At 71.9% G+C, this 22,301-nt stretch carries 21 protein-coding genes and 2 pseudogenes; 9 read left to right on the top strand and 14 right to left on the bottom strand.

Annotated features, from left to right (window positions below; all coding sequences use genetic code 11):
* Positions 1-281: 281 nt before the first annotated feature.
* Positions 282-697 (bottom strand): annotated as a pseudogene (locus AB0D10_RS44240) (ISAzo13 family transposase); the annotation flags it as partial.
* A gap of 32 nt (positions 698-729) precedes the next feature.
* The gene (locus AB0D10_RS44235) at positions 730-1,194 is read right to left on the bottom strand and encodes a MerR family transcriptional regulator (protein WP_360268126.1); all 465 of its coding nucleotides are present in this window, start codon (positions 1,192-1,194) and stop codon (positions 730-732) included.
* 87 nt (positions 1,195-1,281) lie between these two features.
* Here AB0D10_RS44235 and AB0D10_RS44230 point away from each other — a divergent pair, with 87 nt between their 5' ends.
* Positions 1,282-2,109: an oxidoreductase gene (locus AB0D10_RS44230; protein WP_360268123.1), complete on the top strand. Its 828-nt coding sequence runs from the start codon at positions 1,282-1,284 to the stop codon at positions 2,107-2,109.
* A 1,222-nt stretch (positions 2,110-3,331) separates the two neighbouring features.
* On the opposite strand, the gene AB0D10_RS44225 is transcribed toward AB0D10_RS44230, so the two are convergent.
* Positions 3,332-4,450 carry an acyl-CoA desaturase gene (locus AB0D10_RS44225; RefSeq protein WP_360268120.1) on the bottom strand — a complete coding sequence of 373 codons (1,119 nt, stop codon included), beginning with the start codon at positions 4,448-4,450 and terminating at the stop codon, positions 3,332-3,334.
* Positions 4,451-4,457: 7 nt separating this feature from the next.
* Positions 4,458-5,513, bottom strand: coding sequence for a ferredoxin reductase (locus tag AB0D10_RS44220; RefSeq protein WP_360268117.1), 1,056 nt, complete (start codon positions 5,511-5,513; stop codon positions 4,458-4,460).
* Between the two features lie 87 nt (positions 5,514-5,600).
* On the opposite strand from AB0D10_RS44220, the gene AB0D10_RS44215 reads away from it, so the two are divergent.
* A complete protein-coding gene (locus AB0D10_RS44215; protein ID WP_360268114.1) occupies positions 5,601-6,740 on the top strand; it encodes a helix-turn-helix domain-containing protein in 1,140 nt (379 codons plus the stop codon).
* A 306-nt stretch (positions 6,741-7,046) separates the two neighbouring features.
* On the opposite strand, the gene AB0D10_RS44210 is transcribed toward AB0D10_RS44215, so the two are convergent.
* Complete coding sequence (locus AB0D10_RS44210; RefSeq protein WP_360268111.1) at positions 7,047-8,144, bottom strand: PP2C family protein-serine/threonine phosphatase; 1,098 nt, start codon at positions 8,142-8,144, stop codon at positions 7,047-7,049.
* A gap of 163 nt (positions 8,145-8,307) precedes the next feature.
* Positions 8,308-9,525, bottom strand: a complete 1,218-nt coding sequence (locus AB0D10_RS44205) for a cytochrome P450 (RefSeq protein ID WP_360268108.1) — start codon at positions 9,523-9,525, stop codon at positions 8,308-8,310.
* Positions 9,526-9,736: 211 nt separating this feature from the next.
* Here AB0D10_RS44205 and AB0D10_RS44200 point away from each other — a divergent pair, with 211 nt between their 5' ends.
* On the top strand, positions 9,737-10,093 hold the full coding sequence (locus AB0D10_RS44200; RefSeq protein WP_360268105.1) for an arsenate reductase family protein: 357 nt from the start codon (positions 9,737-9,739) through the stop codon (positions 10,091-10,093).
* A gap of 35 nt (positions 10,094-10,128) precedes the next feature.
* Here the strand turns inward: AB0D10_RS44200 and AB0D10_RS44195 are convergent, their stop codons facing one another.
* Positions 10,129-10,599, bottom strand: a complete 471-nt coding sequence (locus tag AB0D10_RS44195; RefSeq protein WP_360268101.1) for a pyridoxamine 5'-phosphate oxidase family protein — start codon at positions 10,597-10,599, stop codon at positions 10,129-10,131.
* A 144-nt stretch (positions 10,600-10,743) separates the two neighbouring features.
* Between AB0D10_RS44195 and AB0D10_RS44190 the strand changes: the two genes are divergently transcribed.
* Both AB0D10_RS44190 and AB0D10_RS44185 read left to right on the top strand, forming a co-directional pair.
* Positions 10,744-11,304 carry a DUF1697 domain-containing protein gene (locus tag AB0D10_RS44190; protein ID WP_360268098.1) on the top strand — a complete coding sequence of 187 codons (561 nt, stop codon included), beginning with the start codon at positions 10,744-10,746 and terminating at the stop codon, positions 11,302-11,304.
* A 136-nt stretch (positions 11,305-11,440) separates the two neighbouring features.
* The gene (locus AB0D10_RS44185) at positions 11,441-11,986 is read left to right on the top strand and encodes a DUF1707 and FHA domain-containing protein (protein WP_360268095.1); all 546 of its coding nucleotides are present in this window, start codon (positions 11,441-11,443) and stop codon (positions 11,984-11,986) included.
* A gap of 31 nt (positions 11,987-12,017) precedes the next feature.
* On the opposite strand, the gene AB0D10_RS44180 is transcribed toward AB0D10_RS44185, so the two are convergent.
* The gene (locus tag AB0D10_RS44180; RefSeq protein ID WP_360268093.1) at positions 12,018-13,073 is read right to left on the bottom strand and encodes a DUF1152 domain-containing protein; all 1,056 of its coding nucleotides are present in this window, start codon (positions 13,071-13,073) and stop codon (positions 12,018-12,020) included.
* A 104-nt stretch (positions 13,074-13,177) separates the two neighbouring features.
* Between AB0D10_RS44180 and AB0D10_RS44175 the strand changes: the two genes are divergently transcribed.
* Positions 13,178-13,771: a hypothetical protein gene (locus tag AB0D10_RS44175; protein ID WP_360268090.1), complete on the top strand. Its 594-nt coding sequence runs from the start codon at positions 13,178-13,180 to the stop codon at positions 13,769-13,771.
* Positions 13,772-13,825: 54 nt separating this feature from the next.
* Here the strand turns inward: AB0D10_RS44175 and AB0D10_RS44170 are convergent, their stop codons facing one another.
* Both AB0D10_RS44170 and AB0D10_RS44165 read right to left on the bottom strand, forming a co-directional pair.
* Positions 13,826-14,227 carry a hypothetical protein gene (locus tag AB0D10_RS44170; RefSeq protein ID WP_360268087.1) on the bottom strand — a complete coding sequence of 134 codons (402 nt, stop codon included), beginning with the start codon at positions 14,225-14,227 and terminating at the stop codon, positions 13,826-13,828.
* A 225-nt stretch (positions 14,228-14,452) separates the two neighbouring features.
* On the bottom strand, positions 14,453-15,289 hold the full coding sequence (locus AB0D10_RS44165) for a hemerythrin domain-containing protein (protein WP_360268084.1): 837 nt from the start codon (positions 15,287-15,289) through the stop codon (positions 14,453-14,455).
* 224 nt (positions 15,290-15,513) lie between these two features.
* Between AB0D10_RS44165 and AB0D10_RS44160 the strand changes: the two genes are divergently transcribed.
* Together AB0D10_RS44160 and AB0D10_RS44155 are read left to right on the top strand one after the other, a co-directional pair.
* Positions 15,514-16,035, top strand: coding sequence for a SigE family RNA polymerase sigma factor (locus AB0D10_RS44160; protein WP_360268082.1), 522 nt, complete (start codon positions 15,514-15,516; stop codon positions 16,033-16,035).
* A 165-nt stretch (positions 16,036-16,200) separates the two neighbouring features.
* On the top strand, positions 16,201-17,181 hold the full coding sequence (locus AB0D10_RS44155) for a hypothetical protein (protein ID WP_360268079.1): 981 nt from the start codon (positions 16,201-16,203) through the stop codon (positions 17,179-17,181).
* Positions 17,182-17,323: 142 nt separating this feature from the next.
* Here AB0D10_RS44155 and AB0D10_RS44150 read toward each other — a convergent pair whose 3' ends face one another.
* Positions 17,324-18,373, bottom strand: a complete 1,050-nt coding sequence (locus AB0D10_RS44150) for an alpha/beta hydrolase-fold protein (RefSeq protein WP_360268076.1) — start codon at positions 18,371-18,373, stop codon at positions 17,324-17,326.
* A gap of 435 nt (positions 18,374-18,808) precedes the next feature.
* Here AB0D10_RS44150 and AB0D10_RS44145 point away from each other — a divergent pair, with 435 nt between their 5' ends.
* Positions 18,809-19,552 carry an SDR family oxidoreductase gene (locus AB0D10_RS44145; RefSeq protein ID WP_360268073.1) on the top strand — a complete coding sequence of 248 codons (744 nt, stop codon included), beginning with the start codon at positions 18,809-18,811 and terminating at the stop codon, positions 19,550-19,552.
* 97 nt (positions 19,553-19,649) lie between these two features.
* Here AB0D10_RS44145 and AB0D10_RS44140 read toward each other — a convergent pair whose 3' ends face one another.
* The 3 genes and pseudogenes from AB0D10_RS44140 to AB0D10_RS44130 all read right to left on the bottom strand — a co-directional run.
* The gene (locus AB0D10_RS44140) at positions 19,650-19,871 is read right to left on the bottom strand and encodes a hypothetical protein (RefSeq protein ID WP_360268070.1); all 222 of its coding nucleotides are present in this window, start codon (positions 19,869-19,871) and stop codon (positions 19,650-19,652) included.
* A 135-nt stretch (positions 19,872-20,006) separates the two neighbouring features.
* A complete protein-coding gene (locus AB0D10_RS44135) occupies positions 20,007-21,743 on the bottom strand; it encodes a carbohydrate-binding module family 20 domain-containing protein (RefSeq protein WP_360268067.1) in 1,737 nt (578 codons plus the stop codon).
* Positions 21,744-22,060: 317 nt separating this feature from the next.
* Positions 22,061-22,301, bottom strand: a pseudogene (locus AB0D10_RS44130) (hypothetical protein); the annotation flags it as partial.

Here is a 22,301-nt window from a genome sequence, read left to right as displayed (position 1 = left end):
CATCCGCATATCGCATGCCAGACGGTCTACAGCGGCAGGTGACCGTCCCTCAGCGAAACGGCAGATCCATCACCCCAAAGAGCTGATGTCAGTAAGCCTGGTAGACGCCACGGAATGAGACACCAGGCAGCGCGGCTTCCTCGTTGTATTGGTAGGCGGGGCCGTCGAAGCTGATCAGCGGCAGTCGGCCCAGGATCGGCGACTGCTGGATGAACGTCTCGATCACGCCCCGCTGAAGGTCGTTCTCCGAGAGCTTCGCGGACTCGGCAAGGGTCAGTGCCATAGATGCCGTACGGGATCGCCTTGCCCAGTTCCTTGTCAGGGAAGTCATGGGTGGAGACTTCGACTGGTTCGCCGGCGCGCTCCCACTCCCGGCCGCCGTTCTTGTAGGGGCCGACGAGCCTTTCTTCTTCGTGTCCACGCTGACCACCGGGTCGCCACCCGTCTGGTGGGCCTTGACCTGTTCGTTGATGTAGCGGAACTGGCCATCCTGGTCGGGGTGTTGGCGGCCTTCGATGGTCTTGGCGTTGCCCTGGAGGCTGAAGCCCTCCTCGCGCAGCAGGTCCCCGACCGTGTCCGCCGAGATCCGGTGCCCCTGGCGGGTGAGCTGGTCGGCGAGGTGGCGGGTGGACTTGGTGGTCCAGCGCAGCGGGGACATCGGCTCGCCGCGCTCGTCGGGCTCGACCAGCGCCAGCAGACCTGCCGTGCGCGCGGCGCGGACCCTCCCAGTCAACCGGACGTGACCTCGCAGAAGTGCTCCACCCGGTCCACCCGGTCCGCGCACGGCTCGGTGTCCGGGTGGGACGGGTTCCACAACCGGTCGGCCTCACCACGGGCCAGGTGGTCCTCGTAGATCCGCACCTTGAGCCGCATCACGTCCAGCGTCCCCTGCAACTCCCGGATCTGCGCCTCCACCTGGTCCTGGTGCCGGCGCAGCAGCTCAAGCCGCTGGTGTTCGTTGCCCGTGCCCTGGCGGACCAGCTCGATGTACTCCCGGATCATCGCCAGGGACATGCCGGAGGAGCGCAGCTTGGTGCAGATCGCCAGCCACTCCAGGTCTTCCTCGTAGTAGGTCCGGCGCCCATTGGACAGACGGCGTACCGGGTTGGCGAACAGGCCCTCCCGCTCGTAGAACCGCAGCGCGTGCACGCTCAGTCCACTGCGCTGTGCCACCTCACCGATGCTCAAGCTCATGAACACCCCTCTTTCACCTAGCTGTTGATCTAGACCTGACTCTAGAAGTTACTGTCGAACCGACAGTCCATCAGATCTGGAGAGAACATGAGTGTTTGGTTTGTCACCGGGGCATCGCGAGGGCTCGGAGCGGAGCTCGCCCGCGAGGCGCTGGACCGAGGGCATCAGGTGATCGCTACTGCGCGGGACGCATCGGCGGTGCTCAAGGCCCACCCGCACAAGCCGGACGCACTACTGGCGGTGGACGCGGATGTGACCGACCCGAAGCAGCTGACGGCCGCCGTCGACGCCGGCCTGGCCAAGTTCGGGCGGATCGACGTCGTGGTCAACAATGCCGGTTACGGCCTCGTCGGCGCGATCGAGGAGACCTCGGACGAGGCCGCTCGGGCGTTGTTCGACGTCAACGTGTTCGGCGTGCTCAACACGCTGAAGGCGACGCTGCCGACCCTGCGTGCCCAGCGGTCCGGGCACGTCCTGAACATCGGCTCGGTGGGCGGGTTCGCCACCGCCCCGGCGGGGGGCCTGTACGCTGCGTCGAAGTTCGCCCTCGAAGGCATCTCCGAGGCACTGCACGGCGAGTTGGCCCCCCTCGGCGTCCGCGTCACGGTCGTCGAGCCGGGCGGCCTTCGCACGGACTTCCTGAGCGAGAAAAGCTTCCGGACCGAGCCGACCACCATCGCCGACTACACCGCCGGCGCGGGCCCGGTGCGCGAGGCGCTGGCCTACTACAACGGCCGCCAGCCGGGCGACCCGGTGAAGGCTGCCAAGGCCATCGTCGACGTCACCGAGGCCGCCGAGCCGCCGCTGCGCCTCCAGTTGGGCACGGACGCGGTCGATCGCGTCGAGGCGAAGCTGGACCTGGTGCGGCGTGAACTCGACCAATGGCGCCACGTGGCAGTCTCCATCTCTATCTGACAGCTCGTCAGACCTCCGTGGTGAGCCCGAAGGCCGGTGCGATCTCAGGGCGAGATCACACTGACCTTGAGCGGCATGACTACTACTCGGAGCCCTCGGCGAGGACAGGCTGTGCAGGCCCATCGCCGGTGAACTTCTTGGCCTGCCGCCCGGACGGCTTGACCCGGCGGGCGATCAGCCGCATGCCCTCAGGGCAGCCCTCGGGCGTTCAGGTCGCTCAACTCGGCGATGAAGTAGCCCTCCTGGAGGTCTCCGTTCTGCTTCAGTGAGGCCTCCCATGCTTCCTCGGGCAGCTTCGCGAGGCGTCCTCAGGAACAACACCTGGCTCCACAGCCGCGCTTCAGCCCTCGGCCTCACCCACACCGGCCACACCTGGACCCCCACCCCCGCCGCCTAGCAAGGGAAGAGGCATCCCATCGAGGACGCCCCTTCCACCAGCAAGATCTTCAGCGAACTTCTAGGCCCGCAGCATGTCGGCCAGCGCGGTGGCCGGTCTGATGGCGACCACCGTCTCAGGGAGCCCATCGGGTATGTAGTGGCCGTCCTCGCCGCCCTGCGGCGGGCCCCAGAACACCCGCTCGTCGTGGAACCCGGCGGCCAGGGGCGCCGTCTGCCGACGGAGTGCCGACGTCGGGCTGCTTCCGGAGCCGAGGCCGCCGGGGCGTGACGATCGGTCCTACTGTGCTTTGTGAACCCGCTCCGAGGCTTTCCTCCTAAACGGCGAGACCGCGAGATTGGCTGACCCTCGCCTGCGGTCTGTGCCCCCATTGCCTCTGCGGGCGTTCACGATCAGTAACACTGCGCAGCCTAGGCAGTGGGCCGCCGACTCGACCTCGTGGTCTTCGCCCGACGCTTCTCACCGCATCTCATCGTCAAGGCCGCCGCGTGTGCACTGGTCGTGAAATGATCTTCCTTGGGACTCCTATTTCCACAGGTCAGAGGCATGTTCGATCAGAACTACGACCTGTAAAAGGCCCTCCGACCTGCGGAAACACAGTTCGGCCCCTCATCGTTTCCGCAGGTCGGCACGGCTCTGACCTGCGGAAACGTGGTCCGGTCGACTCACCTCGAACGCTCTGGGGCTCGCGATGTGAAATGAGAGTGCACTGAGTTCGATCTCGGCATGAGTTCGGTGTAGTGCCTGTCGTGGATTCCAGGCCAATGCGGCCGTACCCGGCGGTGCCGCCGGGTACGGCCGAGAGATCTGAACCAATACCGGGAATCAGGCCGAGACGAGCGCCTTGTCGCGGGCCGGTGTCTTGACCTTGGGCTTCTTGTTCGGCAGCGAGAGCCGGACGACCTTGCGCCACGCGGAGAGCACCTGCTTGGGCAGCGGCCCGGTGACGTATTCCAGCTCGTACTTTTCGAACAGTGCGCGCACCTTCACCGCGACTTCGGCGTACCGGTTGCTCGGCAGGTCCGGGAACAGGTGGTGCTCGATCTGGTGCGACAGGTTGCCGGTCATGAAGTGCATGGCCCTGCTGCCGCTGATGTTCGCCGAGCCCATCATCTGGCGCAGGTACCACTGGCCGCGCGTCTCGCCCTTGACCGACTGGCGCTCGAAGACCTGTACGCCCTCCGGGAAGTGCCCGCACATGATCACCGAGTGGGACCAGATGTTGCGGACCACGTTCGCGGTGAACGTGGCGGCGAGCGTGGTGAGGAACGACGGGCCCGACAGCAGCGGGTGGATCACGTAGTCCTTGAGCACCTGCTTGCGGATCTTGCGGCCCACGGCCTTGGCCCGCGCGCGGAACTCCGGGTTCCTGCGGCGGCGCTTGTGCAGGTTCTTGCCGAGTTCGAGGTCGTACGCTGCGATGCCGTACTCGAAGAAGCAGGCGTTGACGAGGTTCCACAACGGCTGGCCGAGGTGGAGCGGGTGCCACTTCTGGTCCTCGTCGACGCGCATGATGCCGTAGCCGAGGTCGTTGTCCCTGCCGATCACGTTGGTGTACGTGTGGTGCAGCTCGTTGTGCGAGTGCTTCCACTGCTCGGCCGGCGAGACGTGGTCCCACTCCCAGGTGGTGGAGTGGATCTTCGGGTCCCGCATCCAGTCCCACTGGCCGTGCAGGACGTTGTGGCCGATCTCCATGTTGTCCATGATCTTCGCCACGGACAGGCCGGCGGTGCCGAGCAGCCACGCGGGCGGGAAGATCGAGAACAGCAGCACGCCCCTGCTGGCCAGTTCGAGCTTGCGCTGCGCCGAGATGACCTTGCGGATGTAGGCGGCGTCCTTCTCGCCACGGCTGGCGATCACCTCGTCGCGGATCGCGTCCAGCTCGCGGCCGAGCTCCTCGATCTGCTCCGCGGTCAGGTGGGCGGTGGGGTCGATGGCGGTCAAGGTGCCTCTACCGTTCGATGTCGCAGGGGCCCGCCGCGGCGGACACGCAGGTCTGGATGAGGACGCCCGGCTCGGCCTCGGTGATCTCGCCGGTGCGCAGGTCGCGGACGGCGCCCGCCTTGAGCGGCGTGACGCAGCCGAAGCAGATGCCCATGCGGCACCCGGAGGGCATCAGCACGCCGGCTTCCTCGCCGATGTCCAGCAACGGCGTGGCGCCGTCCGCATCGACGGTCTTGCCGGTGGCACTGAACGTGACCTCGCCGCCGTCGCCGGCGACGACGATGCGGGGGCGGAACCGTTCGGTGTGCAGGCGCTCTCGGACGCCGTGCTCGGTCCAGTGCTCCTCTGCGGCGTCGAGCAGGCCCGCGGGCCCGCAGGCCCAGGTCTCGCGCTCGGCCCAGTCGGGCACGAGTTCGCCGAGACGGGCGATGTCGAGCCTGCCGTCCGTGTCGGTGTGCACCTCGGTGAGGCGCAGCTTCCTGTCCGCGACCAGGTCGTGCAGTTCGTTGCGGAAGATCACGTCTTGCGGCTGTGGCGCGCAGTGGATCATGACGACGTCGTCGAACTCGATGCCGCGCAGCATGCCCATCACGGGCGTGATGCCACTGCCCGCCGTCAGGTAGAGCACCTTGGCAGGCCTGGCCGGCGGCAGCACGAAGTCACCGGTCGGCTGGTCGAGCCGGATCAGCGTGCCCGGTGTCGCCCTGTGGACCAGGTGGTTGCTGACCTTGCCGTCCGGGATCGCCTTCACGGTGATCGTGACGCGGCCGTCCTGGCGGTTCGTCGGTGACGTGATGGAGTAGGCACGCCACAGGCGCACCCCGTCGACCTCGACCCCGATCCGCACGTACTGACCGGCCGTGTGGCCGCGCCAGCCCCGTCCCGGCCTGATCACGACGGTCGCGGCATCAGCCGTCTCCGGGTGCACGGCCTCGATGCGCCCACGCAGGTCGGCGCCCGCACGCAGCGGGCTGACCAGGTCGAGGTAGTCCGACGGCAGCAGCGGCGTCGTGACCATCTCCAGCAGTTTCCACGCCCTGCTGCGGAGGGCTGCACTCGTCATGACTCCAGCTTGCTGCGCCTCAGGGCGTAAAGTCCTGACCGTAGGACGTAAATCTGGTCGGCTGAATTGTTCGCAGGGAACAAGAACGTGAGCCATGCAATCCGGAGGGCCAGCGAGCTGGTACTGGACGAGACGACGGTCACCGCGCTTCGGGCCGCGCTGACGGCCACCGCCGACGAGGTCGTCCGGGCAATCATCGACGAGGTCCCTCCCTATGCGAACGCCCTTTCGGGCCGCATGGGCGGCACCATCCGCCGAGCCGTCCGCACCGCCCTGGGGCACTACCTGGACCTCGCGAGCGGGAACGCCACGGGTGGCGACGCCGGTGACGCAGCCTACGAGCTGGGCCGTGGCGAGGTGCGCGACGGCCGTTCGATGGACGCCCTGCTCAGCGCCTACCGCGTCGGCGCCCGCGTGGCCTGGCGATGCCTCGCGGCGGGTGCCGTACCCGCAGGTCTGCCCGCCGCCGAAGTCGCCAAGTTCGCCGAGCTGACCTTCGCCTACATCGACGAGCTCTCCGCCGCGAGCGCCGCGGGCCACGCCGACGAACTGGCCGCCCGGGGCAGGGCTCACGAGCGCCACCTGGAACACCTGGCCCGCGACCTCCTCATCGGCGCGAGCCCGGACGTGCTGCTGGCCTCCGTTCAACGGGCCGGGTGGCAGCCCCCGGTTTCGCTGACCGCGGTCCTGCTGCCCGCCGCCCTGGCCCGGCCTGCCTACCGCCTGCTCGACCCGGGCACTCTCGTCCTCGACGATCTGCCGGACGCCACCGGTGTGCTGCTCGTCCCCGACGCCGACCGGTCACACCTCTTGCGGCAGCTGACCGACCGCACCGCCGTGGTCGGCCCGGCACGGCCATGGACCCGTGCATCCGCCTCGTACGCACGAGCCGTACGTGCGCGCTCCCTCTCCTCCGATATTCGCGATACCGAGGAACACCTGCCCGAGCTGGTGCTGAGCGCCGACGCGGACGCGTTCGCAGACCTGCGTGCCCGAGCCCTCGCACCGTTGCGGACCGTGCCTGTCCCGACCGCACGGCGGCTGGAGGAGACATTGCGGGCGTGGCTGCTGCACCAGGGCAGACGGGACGAGGTGGCGGCGGCGTTGTTCGTCCATCCGCAGACAGTCCGGTACCGGATGTCGCAGCTGCGGGAGCTGTTTCCGGATCTCGCCTCGCCAGACCGGGTCCTTGAACTGACCCTGGCGGTGGGTCTTCGGGGCAGCTGACGCGTACCTCGACCGTCCACGACCGCGTCCGCGCGCGGACCGGACATCATGCTCAGCGCTTCTCCACTCGTCTCATCCGTTGAAACCGCTGCGTGTGCACCGGCTGTGGAACGATCCTCCACAAGGCCCCTGTCTCCGCAGGTCAGACATGTTCGAGTGTTACTACGACCTGTAGGCCGTACGGCGTTCCGAAGCCCCCCGCCCCGGTGGACCGTTCACCGGGGCGGGGGCTTCGGATGTTCGGGGGCCGGGCAGGCTGGGCAGGCGGGCCGGGTGTGGACACCGGCCGGGCCATGAACGTCGGGGCTACGGGACGTCCGGGGTGAGGGCGAGGACGGCGAGGTCGTCGGCGAGCAGGCCGGCGTACCGGTGGACGTCCTCGGCCAGGAAGGAGACCAGCCGGTCCGGCGCGGTGGTGCCGAGGGCCGCGAGCCGCGGGGCCAGCGGGTAGAAGGCTCCGGTGGCGTCCCGGGCCTCGCTGACGCCGTCGGTGTAGAGCAGCACGGTGTGGCCCGGGGGCAGGGCGACGGCGGTCGGCTTGCCGCGCTCCTCGACGGGCCCGAGGTGGCCGAGGCCCAGCGGGAGCTCGTCGGTGCAGGACACCGGGGCTATCGCGCCGCCGGTCAGCAGCAGCGGGGTGGTGTGGCCGCGGTTGACGATCTCCACGCAGTCGGAGCCCGGCCGGTACTGCAGCAGCACGGCCGTGGCGAACAGTTCGTCGTCGCCCCGGTCGGCGGCGTCGCGCAGGACCGCGCGGTCCAGCTGGTCGGCGAGGTCGACCAGCCCCGGGGTGTCGTACGCGGCCGCCCGGAACGCGCCGAGGACGTCGGCGACCGTACGGACCGCGCCGAGGCCCTTGCCCCGGACGTCGCCCAGCAGGACCCGCACGCCGAAACGGGTGTCGCACACCTCGTACAGGTCGCCGCCGACCAGCACCTCGGCCTGGGCCGAGCGGTAGAGGCCGGCCACCCGCAGTCCGCCGGCCCGCTCGGGCACCGGCCGCAGCACGGTCCGCTGCAGGGTCTCGGCGACGGTGCGGGCCTGCAGCAGGTTGCGGTTCTGCCGGGTGCGCTGCCACGACAGGGCGGTGCCCATCACGCCGGAGAGCAGCGTGGCGATGTAGACCCAGACGTGGTGCTGCTCGTTGATGTGGCCCGCACGCAGGGCCAGGAGCAGCTGGAGTACCAGGGAGCCGACGGTGGCGGTGGCGGTCAGCACCGGGCCGTAGCTGAACGCGGCCACCACGGGCAGCGCGGTCAGCAGGAAGCCGGCGGCGACGGCGTCCGGGACGACCGCCTCCGCGACCAGGTCCAGCACCAGCAGGACGACCGGGAGCCACGGGACCCAGCGCGGCACCCGGGGCTCCAGCGCGGCGGGGCGCGACGGGCGGGGTGCTGTGGGCACGGCGGGACCTCCTGGCCGGTGGCCGCTCCGGACTATGAGTCCGGAATAGCCGGTTTCGTCCCTCCATGCTCTCCCACGAACGGCCCAGTCACGAACGGCCGAACGTCCCGTTCTCCGGGCCGGCCCGTCCGGGCCCCGGGCGTGGCCGGCGGTCGGGACGCGGTCAGCGCACGGTCACCGGCAGGGTCTCGTACCCGCGCAGGACCAGGCGGTCCCGCCGGGTGGCGACACCGCCGGGGGCGAGCCGCGGGAAGCGGTCCAGCAGTGCGGGCACGGCGACCTCCGCCTCCAGCCGGGCCAGCTGGGAGCCCAGGCAGAAGTGCTGGCCGCCGCCGAAGCTGAGCGGCTGACTGTCGGTGCGGGTCGGGTCGAACTCCTCGGGGCGCTCGTACCGGGCCGGGTCGCGGTTGGCCGCGCCGATCAGCAGCGTCACCTCGCTGCCGAGCGGAACGGGCAGCCCGTCCACGGCCAGGCCCTCGGCCAGTGCGACCCGCCCGGTGGCCTGCACCGGGGAGTCGAAGCGCAACACCTCGTCGGCGAAGCCGGCCGGGGCGACCGCGCCGTTGCGCAGCCCGGCGGCCGCCCCGGGGTGGCGGAACAGCAGGGCGAGGCCGTTGCCGAGCAGGTTGGTGGTGGTCTCGAAGCCGGCCACCAGCAGCAGCACCAGGTTGGCCAGCAGTTCCTCGGCGGAGAGCCGCCCGCTGTCGTCGGCGGCGATCCGGGCGAGGTCGCTGACCAGGTCGTCCTGCGGGCGGGCCAACCGCTCGGCGGCCAGTTCCGTGAAGTACCGGGACAGCTCGTCCGCCGCTCGGTCGGCCGCGGTCAGTTCGCCGAGGTCCTCGCTGATCTCCAGGACGGCGGTCAGGTCGGAGGCCAGGCCGCGGAAGAGGTGACGGTCCCGCTCGGGGACACCGAGCAGCTCGCAGATCACCCCGACCGGCAGCCGGTAGGCGAACGCGTCCATGAAGTCCACCGGCGAGCCGTCGGCGCCCTGCCCGGCCATCGCCTCCAGCAGCCGGGCCACCGCCGTCTCCACGGCCGGACGCAGCGCGGCGACCCTGCGGGCGGTGAACACCGAGGCGATCAGCGAGCGGACGCGGGGCTGGTCGGGGGCGTTGCGCTGGAGGATCGAGCGGCCGAAGAGGGCGAGCGAGGAGTGCGCGAGGAACTCCGGAGCCAGGCCCGCCATCATGTCGGCGGTGGCGACGCCGAAGGCGGGCGTGCGCAGCACCCTGTTGACGGCCGCGTAGCCGCTGACCACGAACACCCCGTCCCCGGCCGGGGCCACCGGGCCCAGCTCCCGTGCCTTCGCGTACAGCGGGTACGGATCGGCCTTGACCCCGGTCTCCGTCAGCAGCTCGATGATCGTCGCACCGTCCACGCGGTTCTCCCCTCCCGAGATCACGGGATCGCCCGTCCTGGTTCGTGAACCACCGGCGGGCGGGCCGGAGTTCCCGTCCGGGACGGTCCGGTGCCCGGCGGGTGCCCGGCGGGTGCGTGCCGCGGCGGTTCGCCGCCGGTGCGGGCCGGGGCGGTTCGGCGCCGGTTCACGGCGGGGCGGGGCCCGGGGCCGGCTCGGTAGGCTGGCCCGCATGGAAATCTGGATCAACCCGCGCTGCGGCAAGTGCCGGACCGCGCTCGGCGAGCTGACCGCCGCCGGGGTCGAGTACACCGTGCGACGCTACCTGGAGGACCCGCCGACCGCGGCCGAGCTGGAGCAGGTACTGGAGCGCCTCGGCCTGGAGCCGTGGGACATCACCCGCACCGACGAGCAGGTCGCGAAGGACCTGGGGATGAAGGACTGGCCCCGGGAAGCGGGTGAGCGGGCCCGCTGGATCGCGGCGATGGCCGAGCACCCCATCCTGATCCAGCGCCCGATCATCACCGCGGACGACGGGCACGCCGTGGTGGCCCGCACCCCCGACGCCCTCAAGTCCGTCCTGCCGTGAGCCCCGCCCGCTGACCGGTCGGGCCGCCCGGCCGGTCAGTGCAGCCGGACCGTCTCCACCGGGCGGCCCGGGTGCCAGTTGTGGACCAGCAGGTGCTCGCCCTCGACGGCGGTGTGCACCACCTGGTCGAGCTCCAGCCGGAAGGCGTGGAACGGGGTGGGCGGCGGCTGGGGCAGATCGGCGGCGAACGCGGCGAGTTCGGCCTCGTCGGTGATCTCGACCGCCCGGCCGGAGACCTTGGAGTCCCCGCCGGCCATGGTCTCGTCCCCCGGGTGCGCGTGCAGGGCGAAGCGGGCGTCGCGCTGGAGGTCGCGCGCCTTGACCGCGCCGTACATCGACCCGATCCACAGGTCGGCGCCGACGAACTCGACCTCCGTCCCGCTGACCCGGGGCGAACCGTCCTTGCGCAGCGACGCCAGGACGTGGTGCTTGTTGGCCTCGAAGCGGGCCCGCACCAGGGGCGCCAGATCGGGAGCCTGCTGCTCGAAATCCTGCCAGGTAGCCATGGCGCCAGTCTGGCACCGGGCACCGACGACCGCCGTCCGCGCGGCGCCGGTCGGGCGGCACCGGCCGGGCGGCACCGCGGGCCGGTGCCGTCCCACGGACCGCTGTCACAGGCCGGTGTCACAGGCCGGTGTCACACTGACGGGGTGACCACCACGACCACGTACATCGCGTTCCTGCGGGCCATCAACGTCGGCGGCCGGACGGTGAAGATGGAGCGGTTGCGGGCGCTCTTCGCCGAACTGGGGCTGGCGGACGTCCGCTCGTACATCCAGAGCGGCAACGTCTTCTTCACCACCGACGGGCCGGCCGGCCCGGCCGAGCGCGCCGCGCTGACCGGGCGGATCGAGGAGCACCTGGAGCAGGCGCTCGGGTACCCGGTGCCGGTGATGCTGCGGACGGTGGACGAGGTCGCCGACCTGCTCGCCGCCGAGCCCTTCCGGGGCGTCGAGGTGACACCGGACGTCCGGCTGGTGGTCGCCTTCCTCTCCGAGCCGCTGCCCGCCGGACTCGCCCTCCCGCACCGCTCGCCGAAGGGCGACGTCGAGGTGCTCGGCGCCGGTCCGGGGGCCGCCTACGTGGTGATCCACCTGCAGGACGGCAAGTGGGTCACCAAGGACATGTTCGGCAAGGAGTACCGGGGCTCGGTCACCTCCCGGTTCCTGCACACCACCGAGAAGATCCTGACCGCCGCCCGCAAGGCCTGACGACCCGTACGGCCTGCCCGAACGACGCGGAACCGCGTGGCCGGGGGCGGCGTCTGGACTGCCGTGACGTACGAACCACGCGCCCGCGGACGGCGTGATCTGGACAGCCCGAGTCGGCCGAGCCGACAATTCGGCCATGACGCCTCCTGAGTTCCCCACCGGCCGGCACCGGCCCTCCGACGCCGAACGGGACCAGGCGCTCGGGGTGCTGAAGGACGGCGCGGGCAGTGGGCGGCTCTCGCACGACACCTTCCTCGGCCGGATGGACATCGTCCTGCAGGCCACCAGCCGCGGCGAGTTGGACGCGGCGGTGGCCGGGCTGCCGACCGGTGGGCCGGTCGAACGGTTCGTGCTGCGCACGGTCGGCCGGGTCTCCGGCTTCGGAGACCGGCTGAACCGGGCCTGGCGCACCGAGCGGCTGCCCGGGCTGAGTCTGCCGCAGGCCGGCGCCGCACTGCTGACGATCGGCCGGATCCCCGGCTCGGGGCTGCGACTGCACGACGCCTCGGTCTCCCGGAACCACGCCGAACTCCGGCACGAGGACGGCTGCTGGGTACTGTACGACCTCGGCTCGACCAACGGGACGCACGTCAACGGACGCCGGATCGCGGGCGGCGTCCGGGTCGGCCCGGGCGACCAGGTGCGCTTCGGGAACCTGGAGTTCCGGCTCGCCGCGCTCTGAGGCACCGCGCCGCCCGGGCCGGCCGGTGCGGTCAGTGCGGGAACTGCCGGGGCGGCCGCTGCCGGGGAAGCTCGTCCTGGAACTCCGCGATGACGGTGGCGATCTGGCGGGTCACCACGGTCCGCTCCAGCCGGTCCAGGTAGAGGTGCTCGGCGGCCAGCGCCTCGACGGTGACGCCGAAGTAGACCGCCATCAGCGGGTTGACGAACAGGTCGCTGCCCTTGGTCCGCTCGGTGAACCGGACGTCACCGAACTCGCCGCGCAGGGCCGCCGCCACCGAGCCGTTGACGATGCTGGGGTGCTCGGGGAAGGCGGCCCGGGCGTGCTCGACGGCGTCCAGGTAGAGCGCCCCCTCCCGACTGTCGCGCGGGACGGAGAAGGCGCCGAGGTAACCGCCGGACCGGTCCAGCGCGGCGAGGTTCTCCAGCACCAGCGCGTGGTTGACGCCGTGGAAGGCGTCGATGCCGAAGCCCAGGCAGGCGACCAGCCGCTCGGGTACCTCGGTGAGCCCGGCAACCGCTGCCAGGCTGGCCATGTCCTCCTCGGGGGTGCCGAGTCCGGCTTCGTCGCCGCGCATCAGGATGTCGGTGCCGCCGTCCACCAGCAGGACGGCGTCGACGCCCAGCCGGGCGACGAGTGAGCGGTAGGCGTCGCGCAGCGGCTGCACGCCCACCGACGGGAAGGCCCACACGGTGTCGGGCATCCGGTGCCGGTGCAGCCAGCGGGCCAGCGTGCGCTCCGGGAAGTAGCCCTCGGGGCCCGGGGTGTCCGGCCGGACCATGGCCACGTCGGGGTCCGCCCATACCTCCAACGGCAGGCCGTAGAGGTGGGTGAAGGAGAAGTTGGCCAGGTGCACCTGCTTGCCCGCGGCCCGCAGGGCGAGGGCGATCGGCAGCCCGGCGTACACGTCGAATCCGCCGCCGGCGGAGGAGAAGTTGGCCAGGTGCACCTGCTTGCCCGCGGCCCGCAGGGCGAGGGCGATCGGCAGCCCGGCGTACACGTCGAATCCGCCGCCGGCGCCGGCGATCAGGATGCTCTCGGCGGCCAGCAGCCGGGTGATCAGCGGGGGTTGCAGCAGTGAGGTCACCGGCGGACGGTAGCACCGCACGGCCCCCACGGCCCGGACGGCCCCGGTCGGGCCGGGCCCCGCCCTCCCGGCCGGCTGTCGGTGGCGGGTGCGAGGATGCGGACATGACCCAGGAGACGGCTCTCACCCCCGACGTACTGCGCGAAGCCCGGGAGCGGGCCGCCGAGTTGATCCGGTGCGGCTTCCAGGAGCCGGACGAGATAGCCGAGTCCCTGATCGAGGTCCTCGACGACCAGGGGCTCACCCCGGAGGAGGCGGAGCGGATCGTCGCCCCGCTGTGGAGCGCGCGGCTGGCCGAGCAGGCGACGTGGCCGCGGGTCACGGACGTGGACCGCCTGGCCGACGCCTTCGACGCGCTGGAGGACCAGGGCGTCGTCGCGGCCATGGACTTCACCTGCTGCGCGGGCTGCGGTTACGCGGAGATCGGTGGCGAGGCCGAGGAGGACTCCTCCGGGTTCGTCTTCTTCCACCAGCAGGACACCGAGTCGGCGGCCGCCGGACAGGGGCTGATGCTGCGCTACGGCGTGTTCCGTTCCGACGGGGAGCCGGCCGAGGTCTCGGAGCGCCGGACGGCGGGGATCGGACGGGTCGTGGTCGGCGCGCTGGAGGCGGCCGACCTCCCGGTGGAGTGGGACGGATCGCCGCACACGGCGATCCGGGTCGCTCCGTTGGAGTGGCTCAACCGCCTTCCGGAGTAGGCGGTCGGGGGCGCCGGGGAGGGTCGAGGGCGGCGGGTGGGCGCCGGGGAGCGGTCAGTCGCGCTCGACGTGCACCTCGGCGAAGTGGTCGCCCTTGTCCGCCTTGCGGATGGTGACCTTGACGTTGCCGACGGCGGTCTCGGAGTCCTTGTCGACGGTCTTCTTGGTGTCGCCGATGGTCACCTCAGCCGAGCTGTCGGTGATGTGAGCGATCGTCATCTTCATCGGGTTGTCGCCACCGAAGACCTTGACGGTCTTGGAGGCGTCCGCGCCGTCGGTCTTGATGCCGACGGTGCACTTGTGGTCGTCGAGGCAGAGCGCCACGCCGCCCTCACAGGCGGCCAGTCCGGCGCCGAGCGTCAGGACGGCGCCTGCGGCGAGGATCGCCGAGCCGAACCGGAAGCGGGTCCGGAGGCTGGTGCGGTGGGCCTTGGCAGTGCTGCTCGCTGTGGTCATGTCCTCGACGGTAGTGGACCGGACACGCCCAGCCATCGGTCGTCGGCGGGAGGCCTGCCCTGGTGCAGCCCGGATCGGCCGGGCGATCGAACCCCGAGAGCGGTGGGTCGAATCCCCTAGGGGTCATCGGGAGTTGTCCGGCGGACCGACTGTCCGACGGGCTGCAGCATATGCCGGAGGCTCATGCCACGCGCGTAGATCGAAGGCCCGCGAAAACGCCGGCGGTCAGTCGGCGACGCTCCCCAGGCCGCCGAAGCCACCGCCGGCGCCGCCCCCGAGGCCCTCCCCCGGGCCGTCCTCCGCACCGCCACCCGGCCCCCACAGCGGCGCGGTGCAACGCTGGTAGGTCGCCTGCCAGTGCGGCCAGTTGCGGGCCACGTCGTCGTCGCACTCGGCCAGCAGCCGCTCCACCGCAGCGGGATCGACGCCGTCCAGCAGCCAGGCCAGCGCGTCCGCCGTGCCGGGTCCGTCCGCCACCCGCAGCAGGTCCAGCAGCTCGCCCAGGCCGCCGAGCCGGGAGCCGTCGGCCACCACCCGCTCCATCCGGGGCAGCAACTGGCGCTCCTCGATGCGCAGGTGGGTCTCCAGCCGGGCCGCCAGGTCCTCCATCGCGTACGCGACCGGCCAGGCGCTGCCGGTGTCCCGGCTGGCGATCCGGACCAGCGTGGTGACCCGGGTGAACGAGTGGTCGAGGTTGTGGTGGTCGGCCTCCAGCCAGTTGAGCAGCAGCCGCAGCTCGGGCGCGAAGCGGCGCACGATCGGCCAGATCCGGGTGTCCTGCTGCTCGTGGTGGCAGGTCAGCATCGCGGTCATGAAGGTCCAGTGCCGCAGCAGCGCCTCCCCCTTGTCCTCCTCGTCGGGCTGGAGCAGCCGCAGCGCGTTGGGCAGCCGGGCGAGGTCCCGGCGCAGCGCGGCGTGCACGAGCCGCAGCCCGGCGAACCGCACGGTGGCCGGGTCGTCGTCCGTGGTGCGCCCGCGCGCGTCCGCACCACGGGGGGCGACGCCGGGCTGTCCCTGCGCGGGCACGGCGGGGGCGGGCTGGGGCAGCAGGTGGATCGGCATGGGACTCTCTTCACGGCTTGGGGCGGGACGGGTGGTGGCGGCCGGTGAGGACCACCCCAGCCAAGGTGCCCGCAGTCGATCAGAAGCGAATCAATGTCCGATTGACGCGCAGGTCAGAACGTTTATCGGAGCGGACGCAACGCCCTGCGGCGCCCGTCCCGTGCTACCGGGCGAGGGCCCGCGCACCGGGCGCGCCCGGGAGTCCAGGGGAACAGCGAGGCCGCATGTCACCGGAGCAGGAGCAGTCGTTCGACGAGTTCGTCGCGGGGCGGTACGCCGCGCTGCGCCGCACCGGCTACCTGCTCTGCGGCGACTGGCACCTCGCCGAGGACCTCGCGCAGACCACGCTGGTGAAGCTGTACTCGCGCTGGGGCCGTCTGCGCGACCCGGAGTCCGCGGCCGGATACGCCCGGACCACGCTGGTCCGCACCTACATCGACACCCGGCGCCTGCGCCGCTCGCACGAACTGCCCTCGCCGGACCTGCCGGAGCCGCCGGCGACCGGGCCGCGGGCCGCGGCCCCGGCCGACCCGGAACGCCGGCTGGCCCTGCTGGCCGCGCTCGCCAAGGTCACCCCGGCCTACCGGGCGGCGCTGGTGCTGCGGTTCTGGGAGGACCAGTCGGTCGAGGCGACGGCGGCGGCCCTGCGGCAGAGCACCGGCACCGTGAAGTCCAACACCAGCCGGGGACTGGCCCAGTTGCGCGTGATCCTCGGCGATTCACTGCTGGAGATCGCGGCGGGCTGAGCCCGGCCGGGCGGGGCCGGACGCACGAGGGGACGGGACGCACGAACCGGCCGGCCACACCCGCCGGCCGACGGGACCGGGCCGCGACCGCCGGAGCCGGGCGCAGGGGCGCAACGGTCGCCCGGGACGAGCGAGCGACGATCGAGAGACGAGAGGGAATCGGGATTGAACGGGGACGATCCGGCGTTCGACGCCGACGACATGGGCGCGCTGTTCCGCGCGCTCCTGGACCAGCCGGAGCCGGCCGCTCCCCCGGAGCTACTGCCGGAGGTCCGCCGCTCCGGCAACCGGCTGCGCCGCCGGCGCCGGCTGCTGGCGACGGTCGCGACCGCGGCGGCGGTGGGCCTGCTGGCCACGGCGGGCTGGGCGGTCCGCGGGCGGTCCCCGGCGGAGCACGACGGCCGGGTGCTCCTCCCGGCGGCGAGCGCGCCCGTCGCGCCGTCCGTCGCGCCGAGTCCGTCCGCGTCGGCGTCGCCGACGCCGACGGTCACGCCGTCCCCGATGGCCGGCGGGACGGCCGGGGGGACGGACGACTGGACGGCGGACGGGACGGACGGCACGACGACCGTCGGCGTGGCCACGGAGGGCAGCCCGGCCCTGTTCGCCCTGCTGCGCGCCCACCCGCCCGAGGAGATCGGAAAGGCATCCAGGGGCGTCAGCTCGGAGAACTTCCTGCTGACCAGGAAGGACGGCGGCACGGTCGCGGTGACCAGGCGCCTGGACGGGCCCTCCGGGGCGCTCGGCGGCGCCACCTCACCGTGCGGAACGCCCATGCCGGGCAGCTCGGGCCCGAAGAGCCCGGAGGGCGAGGACTGCGTGGGCATGAAGCTGCCGGACGGCTCGGTGGTCTGGGCGATGCACCCGGTCTCGGTCACCCCGCGCGGCCGGGATGCCGCGCTCCGGCTCGTCACCCCGGACGAACTGGCCTACACCCTGCTGTTCGTCCGGGCCGAGGCCCGGCCGTACCCGCAGCCCGACGATCCGACGGTGGCGCTGCCGCAGCTGTTGATCCTGGCCGGGCAGTCGGGGTTCCGGAAGGCGGTCCAGGACGGCTGGGGGGACCCGGTCACCGGGCCGCCCAGGACCCGCCCCTCGGCCGGAACCCCCGGCCCGTCCACCTCGCCCCGTCCGCCCGCGCTCCCCTGACCGCCCGCGGGCGGGCCCGGGGTAGGCCTCCGGGCGGGCACGGGGTCCCGGCGGTGGCGCCCCGGCGCCCCGGCGTCCCGGCGGCCGAGGCCCGGCGGGAACGGCAGGAACGGCAGGAACGGCAGGAACGGCGGGAACGGCCTCAGTCGGCCGCCGGCCCGGCCAGGTTCTTGCTCAGCCACTCCAGGGTGTCCGGGATCATCTTCTTGAAGTCCGAGGTCAGGTGCTTGCCGCCGGGCTGCTCGTAGTACGTGATGCCCACCGGCGCGGCGGCCTTGGCCACCCAGGACTTGACCACCTTGGTCTCGTACGGGTTGGCGCCGCCCGCGGTGACCAGCATCTTCACGTCGGCCTTGCCCTGAGCGACCAGCACGTCGGGGTTGTTGGCCGCGCGCTCGGCGTCGTGGCCCTTCCACAGGCCCGAGTCCGGGATGAAGTAGCCGTCGATCGGCACCGCGGCCTTGTAGACGTCCGGGTACTGCAGGGCGAGCTTGGCGCTGCAGAAGCCGCCGGTCGAGGCGCCCATCACGCCCCAGCCGTCGCGGCCCTGCACGGTGCGGAAGTTGGCGCGGACGAAGTCCGGGATGTCCTGGGCCATCCAGGTGCCCATCTTGGGCTGGCCCGGGATGTCGGAGCAGTCCAGCGCGTTCTTCTCGTCGCCGTTGAAGTTCTGCACCGGCATGACCATGATGAACGGGTGGGCCTTGCCCTCCTTGACCAGCCGCGCGTTCTCCTCCTGGATGGGCAGCTGGTTGTCGGTCCAGGTGTTGTAGCCGTTGCTCTGGCCGCCCGCGAAGAGGGTGAGCACCGGGAAGCCGGTCTTGGCGAACTTGGGGTCGTTGTACTCGGGCGGCAGCCAGACCCAGACCTTGCCGGAGACACCGGACTTGGCGCCGGTCACGGTGGTCAGGAAGATCGGTCCGGCCGTGGTGTCCCGGGCCTTGGCGAGGTTGGCGTTCGGACCGGTCGGCATCAGCACCTTGCCGGGCGTAGGCGCCGCACCGTCCGGGGTGCCCGTGCCGCCGCCCGCCGGGGTGCCCGGGGCGCTGCCGCTCGCGGCCGGGGAGGCACCCGACTTGGCGCTGTCCCCCTTCCCACCACCGGAACTGCCGCAGGCCGCGAGCGAGGCGGCCAGGGCGAGCACGGCGGCGCCGGACAGGACGGCACGGGAACGGGACGACTGCCTAAGCACGGTGAGGACTCTCCGACCGATGTCGCGCCCGGTCCGTCTGACCGGGCGGCGGCCCCCCGGTGGGGCCGGACAGACCCGGGGGCACGACGCTGGCACGACCCCCGGAGTGGTGGCCCGCCGTCCCTCGCGGGGGCGTGCCTTCCTGCGATCTTATGACGTGGGCCGGGGTGGCCCGGTTGCGCGGTGACCACCGGAAATCCAATGTTTGTTCGCGATCAGGCAAAATCCTTCACCACTCCCGTCGGGCGGCGGGGGCCGGGCGGCGGGGGTCACCGCAGGGGTCACCGCGGGGGTCACAGCGGCGGCCCCGTCCGGGCGCCGGATCTTGGGTGCTTCCGACCAGTGACGGCGGCCCGCGGATCGGGAACGATCTCAGCGAGCCGACGTCACCGGCATCCCCGCAGCACCGGCGACACCGTCCCCGAGGAGAGCCCCATGCCCCAGCAGATCGCCGTCGTCACCGGAGCCGGGAGCGGCGTCGGCCGGGCCGTCGCGGTCGAACTGGCCGCGGCCGGCTGGCTGCCCGTGCTGGCCGGCCGACGGGCCGAACCGCTGCACGGGACCGCCCGGCTCTGCGGCGCTCCGGCCGACGTGGTGCCGACCGACGTCACCGACCCGGCCGCCGTGGACGCCCTGTTCGCCGCGACCGTCGAGCGCCACGGCCGGGTGGACCTGCTGTTCAACAACGCCGGCAGCTTCGGCCCTGCCGTCCCGGTGGAGGAGTTGGAGGTCGAGGCCTGGCGGGCGGTAGTCGACCTCAACCTGACCGGCGCCTTCCTCTGCGCCCGGGCGGCGTTCCGGCAGATGAAGGCCCAGGACCCGCAGGGCGGCCGGATCGTCAACAACGGCTCGATCTCGGCGCACGTCCCGCGCCCGCACTCGATCGCCTACACCGCGACCAAGCACGCGGTCACCGGCCTGACCAAGTCGCTGTCCCTGGACGGCCGTCCCTACCGGATCGCCTGCGGGCAGATCGACATCGGCAATGCGGCGACCGACATGACGGCGGCGATGGGCGCGGGCGTCCGGCAGGCGGACGGCCGGATCGCCCCCGAGCCGACCATGGACGTGGCCGACGTCGCCCGGACCGTGCGGCACATGGCCGCGCTGCCACTGGAGGCCAACGTGCAGTTCGCCACCGTGATGGCGACGGCCATGCCGTACATCGGGCGCGGCTGATCCGTCTCCGCGCCGTTCGCTCGTCTCACACGTCTCGCACGTCTCGCACGTCTCGCGTGTCCTGCGCGTCTCCCGCGTTTCACGAGTCCCGCGCGTCTCACTCGTCGTGCGAGTGCCGGTAGCGCAGCACCCCGCCGTCCTCCTCCAGCCGGTAGACGCTGGTGGTGGGCCAGTACTCGCCGCTCTCGGCGGCGGGCAGTTCGGCGCGGAGCACCATCCGCAGGGCGGGCGGCGGGGCGTCCGCGTGGACGCGCTTGCGGTGTCCGTCCCAGCGGCCGCCGCACAGTTCGAGGTCCAGGACGAGGGGGGTGGTTCTCATCCCGCGATGGTGCCAGCGCCCCCGCGTCCGCCGGAGGTTTCGGAGCCTGCGGCCACCCGCACGAGGGAACCCCGTCAGGCCAGGCTGACGGGGTTCCGGGGTGCGGGGGCTACGGCGCCGGGCTGCGGCGGAGGGTCACGGCCGCCAGGTGTCGTTCAGCGTGACGACCCCGCCGGCGGGCACGGTCGCCGTCCGGTTGGCACCGGACTCCCAGGTCACCGCGCCGCTAGCGTCCTTGCGGACGTACTTGTACTGGACGGAGGTCCCGGCCGGCAGCGAGAGCGCCAGCGACCAGACCGGGTAGCCGGCGGAGGACAGCGGCAGTGCCTTCGCCGGGTCCCAGCCGCCGAGCGCCGCGGCGTCGCCGACCACGTAGACGTCCTGCCCGTACGCGGTGGTCGCGTTGACGTCGAACGAGGCACCGGAGACGCCCGCCCCCGGCTGGACGTACAGCGCGACCGCGTCGCCCGCGCCCACCGTCGCGGTGAACTGCCCGTTGGCGCCGACCTGGTAGGTCGGGCCGGTGCAGCCGCCGCCCGGCTGCGGGTCGCCGTGCTGGACGTCGCAGTAGGTGCCGGCCGGCAGCCCGGTCTGGAAGGTCCGGGTGATCGCGCCGCTCTCGTGGTTGAGCGCGACGTAGCCCTTGTTGCCGCGGCCGAAGGCGATCGCGTTGTTGCCGTTGGACCACCAGTCGGTCACCCCGGTGCCCGCCACGGCGTTGCGGAAGCCGACCATGTTGGCGACCTGCCGCCAGGCGTGGGTGCAGTTCCAGCCGTCCTGGTAGCAGGCGTTGACGGTGCCGCCGTTGGGCGGGCCGTCGTCCTTGTTGGTGAAGGAGTAGCCGGAGTAGACGTTCGGCGAGCCGTAGGTGGAGGCCAGCAGGAAGACGTTGGCCAGCGTGTAGGTGTTGCCGTAGGTGTAGTTGAGGGTGGAGCCGTTGCGCTCGGTGTCCCAGTTGTCGAGGAAGCTGCGCGCCTGGCTGCTCGGCAGGTAGCCCCAGGAGGCGCCCCAGCCGTTGAGGTTCGCGAGCTTGTCGGCGGTGAAGATGCGCTTGAGGTCGGTGCCGACCCGGAACTCGTCCACGTCGCCGTTGCCGGTGTACTCGGACGGCTGGATCGGCTCGCCCGCGCCGTAGATGACCTCCTGGACCCAGTAGGCCTTGGGGTCGGCCGTCTTGGCCTTGATCGCGGCGAGGTCGGCGGCGGCGATGTGCTTGGCCGCGTCGATCCGGTAGCCGTCCACCCCGAGCGAGCCGAGGTCGTCGAGGTAGTGCGCGATGGTGGTCTGGACGTAGGAGCTGCCGGTGTCCAGGTCGGCGAGGTTCACCAGCTCGCAGTTCTGGACGTTCGAGCGGTCCTGGTAGTTGCCGATCGGCTGGCGGCAGGAGTGGAAGTCCTGGTCCTGGTAGGTGCCGGGGTAGTCGTACTTGCTGTACGCGGTGCCGCCGGTACCGGTGCCGGAGCCGGCCGACATGTGGTTGACCACCGCGTCGGCGATGACCTTGACCCCGGCCGCGTGGCAGGTGTCGACCATGTTCTTGAAGGACGTGCGGTCGCCGAGCCGTCCGGCGATCCGGTAGCTGACCGGCTGGTAGGAGGTCCACCACTGCGGTCCCTGGATGTGCTCCTGGGGCGGCGAGACCTCGACGAAGCCGTAGCCCTTCGGGCCGAGCGTCGAGGTGCAGGCCTGGGCGACGGAGTCGAAGCGCCACTCGAAGAGGGTCGCGGTGACGTCCTTTCCGTTGTTCGCGGGCGGGGCGGCCTGGGCTGCGGGGGCGGCGCCGACGGCGGTGCCGAGCGAGAGCGCGAGCGCCGCCGAGGCGGCGAGTGCGCCGGCCGCGCGGGCGGGCCGGCGGGTGGGGGTGGTGACCACGTCGTCTCCTGGGGGTGGCTGGGGGTGGGCAGCCGGAGGTGAAGCCTGCAGGAAGTTTCTGTAACTTGCCGGAAACTTGCAGCGCTGAACCTAGGGTCGCCGGGAGACACCGTCAAGGCCCTGGGAAGATACGTTTCTGCATCGCCGTCCGCCGCGGCCCGCCACCCGCCACACCGACCTCCACCCCACCACCACACCACCGCCCACCGGTGGCGGGCCCGACCCGCCGCCGGACACGGCAAGGGCCCGGCAGCCGTAGCCGCCGGGCCCCTCACCTGTCCTGATTCACCGGCCCCTCAGGGGGAGCCGACCCGGGTTCAGCCGGTCTGGACGGAGGTGTCGTCGATGACGAAGCTCGTCTGCAGCGAGGAGTCCTCGACGCCGTTGAACTTCACGGTGACCGTCTGGCCCGCGTAGGCCGAGAGGTCGAAGGTGCGCTGCTGGTAGCCCGCCGCGGCGTCCACGTTGGAGTAGGTCTTCAGCGTGGTGCCGTTGACCGACACGGTCAGCTTGTCGTACGCCGTGGTGCCCGACTCCGCGGTGTCGATGTGCAGCCAG

This window comes from Kitasatospora sp. NPDC048545 (assembly GCF_040651155.1).
Lineage (GTDB): Bacteria > Actinomycetota > Actinomycetes > Streptomycetales > Streptomycetaceae > Kitasatospora.
Note: the sequence above shows the minus strand (reverse complement) of the source record. Positions and strands in the feature narration are given on the sequence as shown.